The 5,649-nt window shown below is 37.3% G+C and carries 6 protein-coding genes and 1 tRNA gene; 6 read left to right on the plus strand and 1 reads right to left on the minus strand.

Translation table 11 applies throughout. From position 1 onward, the window contains the following. The first annotated feature begins 155 nt into the window (after window positions 1-155). The 6 genes from BQ5364_RS00005 to BQ5364_RS00030 all read left to right on the plus strand — a co-directional run bounded on the left by BQ5364_RS00005 (window position 156) and on the right by BQ5364_RS00030 (window position 5,248). A complete protein-coding gene (locus BQ5364_RS00005; RefSeq protein WP_071143396.1) occupies window positions 156-689 on the plus strand; it encodes a M48 family metallopeptidase in 534 nt (177 codons plus the stop codon). Window positions 690-904: 215 nt separating this feature from the next. Beyond that, on the plus strand, window positions 905-1,765 hold the full coding sequence (gene licT, locus BQ5364_RS00010; protein WP_004614997.1) for a BglG family transcription antiterminator LicT: 861 nt from the start codon (window positions 905-907) through the stop codon (window positions 1,763-1,765). A 12-nt stretch (window positions 1,766-1,777) separates the two neighbouring features. Further along, a complete protein-coding gene (locus BQ5364_RS00015; RefSeq protein ID WP_004614996.1) occupies window positions 1,778-2,275 on the plus strand; it encodes a PTS sugar transporter subunit IIA in 498 nt (165 codons plus the stop codon). Between the two features lie 79 nt (window positions 2,276-2,354). Beyond that, entirely contained in the window at window positions 2,355-3,794 is a 1,440-nt protein-coding gene (gene nagE, locus BQ5364_RS00020; protein ID WP_004614995.1) for an N-acetylglucosamine-specific PTS transporter subunit IIBC, read from the plus strand. Window positions 3,795-3,871: 77 nt separating this feature from the next. Further along, window positions 3,872-4,489: a carbohydrate-binding family 9-like protein gene (locus BQ5364_RS00025; RefSeq protein WP_071143397.1), complete on the plus strand. Its 618-nt coding sequence runs from the start codon at window positions 3,872-3,874 to the stop codon at window positions 4,487-4,489. Window positions 4,490-4,501: 12 nt separating this feature from the next. Continuing rightward, on the plus strand, window positions 4,502-5,248 hold the full coding sequence (locus tag BQ5364_RS00030) for a copper homeostasis protein CutC (RefSeq protein WP_071143398.1): 747 nt from the start codon (window positions 4,502-4,504) through the stop codon (window positions 5,246-5,248). A 43-nt stretch (window positions 5,249-5,291) separates the two neighbouring features. On the opposite strand, the gene BQ5364_RS00035 is transcribed toward BQ5364_RS00030, so the two are convergent. After that, window positions 5,292-5,362 (minus strand) — tRNA-Trp (locus BQ5364_RS00035). Between the last annotated feature and the right edge of the window lie 287 nt (window positions 5,363-5,649).

Raw genomic sequence — 5,649 nt, forward strand, 5'->3', positions numbered from 1 at the left:
AATGACTTGCCTGAATTCCACTCTACTGCGTTGTCGTCAATCGACGATGCCACCGCATCGCCTCACTCCGCCGCCTTGCAGACTGAAAATTCATTCTGTGTCATTATGCTGAAAGTGAATGAGACAGTACACTAGATTTTAAAGGATATTAGGTTATGATAAAATATGATTGGATTCGTTCGAATAGAAAAACAATGAGCATTCAGATTAAGACAGATGGAAAAGTAATTGTGCGGACACCATATGGCATTTCCAAATATCAAGTGCAGATGTTTATCGAGGAGAAGAAACAGTGGATAGAAAAACATTTGAAAGAGATTTCAGAAAGACAGATGAGCAATAAGATTCTTTCAGAAGAGGAAAGGCTGAAGGGAGTTCAAAAAGCTTTGTGTGTGATTCCGGAACGTGTAGAGTATTTTGCAGAGATGATGAATGTTACTTATGGGAGAATTACGATACGAGAACAGAAAACAAGATGGGGAAGCTGCAGTAGCAAGGGCAATTTGAATTTTAACTGGAAACTTGTACTTATGCCAGAAGAGGTGTTAGATTATGTGGTTGTACATGAACTGGCACATCGGAAGGAGATGAACCATTCAGAAAGATTTTGGAATCATGTTGAGAAGGTTTTACCGGATTATCAGGCAAGGAGAAAACTGTTGAGAGAGTTGGAACACAGACATTTGTAAGTGACAGGAAGAGTAAGAGTGTAATCTTAGCAAAATCTTAATTAAAAATAAAGAATCTATAAAATAGTATTTGACATTCATGTACAATATTGTTATCATAGATTTAGACAAAAAATATTAATGGATTGTTACTGCTCGGCAGGCAAAACCAAGTCTGGTAGATTATGATGATTGATCTGCTTTGATTTGGTTTTTTATTTTTTAGGAGTCTTTTTATGGAGATTGTCAAAATAATTAATAACAATATCGTAAGTGCATTAGATGATGAGAATAAAGAAATTGTAGTAATGGGAAAAGGACTTGGTTTCCATACAAAGGCAGGTCAGAAGATACCAGAAGAGAGAATTGAGAAGATTTTTCGATTGAATGATGAAAGTGAGATTGGAAAGTTCAAGGAGCTCTTAGAAGCGATGCCATTAGAGCATATACAGACTTCTGTGGAAATCATAGATTATGCCAAGAGTGTTTTGAAGAGGCGAATCAACCAGAACATTTATATTACATTAACTGATCATATCAATTTTGCAATTACAAGAGTAAAGGATGGAATGGAATTTCCTAATCCACTTTTGTGGGAAGTGAAGAGTTTTTATCCAAGTGAATATCTGATTGGAGAATATGCAATCGCTTTGATTCGCAAGGATTTAGGAATCGAATTTAAGACAGATGAGGCGGCTTCAATTGCACTTCATATTGTGAATGCAGAATATGATTCCGATATGAGTAATACAATGAGAATAACTACAACTATTCGTGAGGTATTAAGTATTATTGAGAATTTTTTTGGAATGAAGCTAGATGAGGAAAGCCTTCATTATTCACGTTTGGTAACACATCTGAAGTTTTTGGTACAAAGAATTTTTTCGAATCAGATGCTGGATGATGGAGAGACTGAGCTCTCTTTAATGATTCAGAAAATGTATCCGCATGAGTATGAATGCAGTAAAAAGGTTGTAGACTATATAAAAAATAAATATCAGAATTACACGATCTCTCAAGATGAGATGACGTATCTTGCAGTCCATATTAGAAGAATTTATATAGAACTTCATAAATTGGAAGAAAGCAAGCAATAGAAAGGAGAAGAGATGTTAAACGCATTAAAAGGGAAATTAGGATTTGGAAAAAAAGAAGGAGAAGTGATTGGATCGCCGATCGAAGGGAAAGCAGTTGCAATTTCTGAAGTAAGTGATCCGACATTTGGTCAGGAAATTCTTGGAAAAGGAATGGCTGTCATTCCAACAGTGGGTAAAGTGGTAGCCCCTGTTGATGGAAGAATTGAGATGATTTTCGATACGAAGCATGCAATTTCTATGAAGACAGCAGGAGGAGCAGAACTTTTGATTCATATAGGGCTTGACACTGTGAATTTAAAAGGAGAGCCGTTTACAGCACATGTTTCAGCAGGACAGGAGGTAAAAGCAGGTGATTTGATGCTTGAATTTGATATCGAAGCAATCAAAGCAGCCGGTCTTGAAATAATTTCTCCAGTTGTAGTCTGCAATACACCGGATTACAAAGAGGTGAAAGTAGAAGCTGGAAAACATGTAAAAGTTTTAGATGAAGTCATGACATTAGTAAAATAGGTATTTAAGTCTGCAGAGCGGACTTTTATATAAGTGAAGATAACTCATAAAAGATTGAGAGAAAAGGAGGAGAAAAATTATGATGAAATATCTTCAAAAATTAGGGAAATCCCTAATGCTTCCAGTTGCTGTATTGCCAGTATGTAGTATTTTAATGGGAATCGGTTATTGGATTGACCCTACAGGTTGGGGAGCTAACAGCGCAATTGCTGCTTTCTTAATCAAAGCAGGCGGATCTATCATTGACAACATGGGTATCTTATTTGCTATCGGTGTTGGTGTTGGTATGTCAGAGGATAATGACGGAACAGGTGGTCTTGCAGCACTTGTATCATGGTTGATGATCACAACATTATTATCACCAGCAGTAGTTGGTATGTTAAAAGGTATTCCGGTAGAAGAAGTAGCTCCGGCATTCGGAAAAATCGCAACACAGTTTACAGGTATCTTAGCAGGTTTGATCGGTTCAACTTGCTACAACAAATTTAAAGGAACAAAGCTTCCTTCAGCGCTTGCTTTCTTCAGTGGAAAGAGATCTGTTGCTATCGTTACAGCAGGAATGTCAATCGTGGCAGCACTTATCCTGTTCTTCGCATGGCCAGCAATCTTCGGCGCATTAGTATCATTTGGTGAGATGATCATGGGTGCAGGTGCAATCGGTGCAGGTATCTACGGATTCTTCAACAGATTATTAATCCCATTCGGATTACACCACGCATTGAACTCTGTATTCTGGTTTGACATTGCTGGTATCGATGATATCGGTAAATTCTGGGGACAGATTGAAGGTGGAGTAAAAGGTGTAACAGGTATGTACCAGGCTGGATTCTTCCCAGTTATGATGTTTGGTCTTCCAGCAGGTGCTTTGGCTATGTACCACACAGCAAAAGAAAACAAGAAAAAAGTTGCAGCAGGTCTTTTGGGTGCAGCAGCATTATCTGCTTTCTTTACAGGTGTTACAGAACCATTGGAATTTGCTTTCATGTTCCTTGCACCAGGACTTTACGTAGTACACGCATTGTTAACAGGTATTACAGTAGCAGTTGTTGCAGCTCTTCCAGTTAGAGCAGGATTTAACTTTAGTGCCGGTTTCGTTGACTGGTTCTTGAGCTTCAAAGCTCCTATGGCATTGAATCCGATCTACTTATTAGGAATTGGTCTTATCGTAGCTGTTATTTACTATGTTGTATTTAGAATCGTAATCGTGAAATTTAACCTGAAAACACCGGGTAGAGAAGACGATGATGATGAAACAAAAGTTGTTTTGGCAAACGATAACTTCACAGAAGTTGCAAGAATCGTATTAGAAGGTATCGGCGGAAAAGAAAACGTTACTTCTATCGACAACTGTATTACAAGACTTCGTCTTGAAATCAAAGACTATACAAAAGTAGATGAGAAGAAAATCAAATCTGCAGGTGTAGCAGGTGTAATTCGTCCAGGAAAAACAAGCGTACAGGTTATCATTGGTACACAGGTACAGCATGTAGCAGACGAATTCAAAAAATTATGTAAATAGTTAATGTGTAGATAACTACATAAAAATAATAAGGAGATGCATATCATGCATCTCCTTATTTCTAAACAGGAGGAATTATGAAATATACAGTAAAGAAAATTTGTGAAAAATCAGATATAAAAAAATGCGAAAATTTTGTTATTGATAAATACATGTGGAACAGTACACAAGAGCCAAAAACATATGGATGGCTTGGATATTTGGAGAATAAAGGTTTTTTTGTGAAGATGGTATGTGAAGAACAAAATCCGAAAAGGACTAAAACAGAGCATAGAGAGCGAGTTTGTGATGATAGTGCGGTGGAAGTATTTATGTCATTTGTAGAAGAGGGAGAGACATTAACAAACGAGTCCATGTATATCAATTTTGAGATAAATTCAAATGGAGCGCTTTTTGCAAAATATGGCAAGGGACGTAAGAATCGACAGTTCATTGCAGAGGATGTAGTATCGGAAACAGAAATTCAAGCAGACATAAAAGAAGACTATTGGACTGTGGAATTTGTGATTCCAGAATCTTTCTTGAAAAAAATCTGCGATTTAGAAGCTATTAAATCTGGAAAAATCTTTTATTGTAATTTTTATAAGATTTCAGAGGACCCTGAAATTGAACACTATGGAGCATATGCCCCAATAGGCAGCGAAACACCGAATTTTCATCTTCCGGTATTTTTCGCAGAGGCAATTGTCGAATAGGAGAGCGAAACTATGAGAGATTATATTTTAGAATGCTGTGTAGATTCAGTAGAATCTGCAATTGAGGCGAAAAAAGGTGGCGCAAATCGTATCGAGCTGTGCAGTGGACTTGTAATTGGAGGACTGTCTCCGTCAAAAGCATTGTTTGAAGCGGTTCGTGAAAACGTAGATATCCGCATTCATACGTTGCTGAGATCAAGGTTTGGAGACTTTTGTTATACAGATTATGAACATGAACTATTAAAAAAAGAAGTTAGAATGTTTCGGGAACTTGGAGCAGATGGAGTTGTCATCGGCACATTGAGACCAGATGGTTCACTTCATACAGAGCAGATGAAGGAGTTGATTGAAGAGGCAGGCGATATGTCGATTACACTTCATAGGGCGTTTGATATGTGCAAAGATCCATTTGCGACGTTGGAACAGGCAAAACGGCTTGGAATTCATACCATTTTGACCTCAGGACAGAAAAATAATTGTGTAGAGGGAATAGAACTGCTTAAAAAGCTGGTAGAACAGGCGGAAGGGAAATTAGATATATTAATCGCGGGCGGCGTTGATGGAAACGTCATTCCAAAACTTTATCAAGAGACGGGAAGTCATACGTATCATATGTCCGGGAAAGTGACTTTGAACAGCGAAATGAAGTATCGAAAAGAAGATGTAAGTATGGGAATTGCATCTATGAGTGAATATGAAATTTGGAGAACAAGCGCGGAAAGAATAAAAAAAGCCAGGGAAGTTTTAGAAGCATTATAAAAACACTGCTCAACTATTTACGGTTGAGCAGTGTTTTTAGGTACAGGGGATGAGAGAATCGAACTCCCACCAAAAGTTTTGGAGACTCCTATCATACCATTTGACCAATCCCCTATGTGGAATATTGTTTATATTTTATATAATGTATAATAATACAAATGGGGGCTGCTTGTCAATGGTTTTAAAGGTATTTACATAGCCTTTACAATAGCAGATGGGATAGAATGAACAGGAATGTCTGATGAGAGCAAAGATTTTATTTCAGGTCAATCTTTTAAGGAAAGTAGATAAGAAATGATAGCTATGGGAAGACAAATTGTGCCAATTGTACAAATAAAATAAAAAATATAAAAAGTATTGACAATTAGAAAGAGGCATGATAGAATAACATTCGTCGCTGA

Origin of the sequence: Coprococcus phoceensis, assembly GCF_900104635.1 — a bacterium.
Taxonomy (GTDB): domain Bacteria; phylum Bacillota; class Clostridia; order Lachnospirales; family Lachnospiraceae; genus Faecalimonas; species Faecalimonas phoceensis.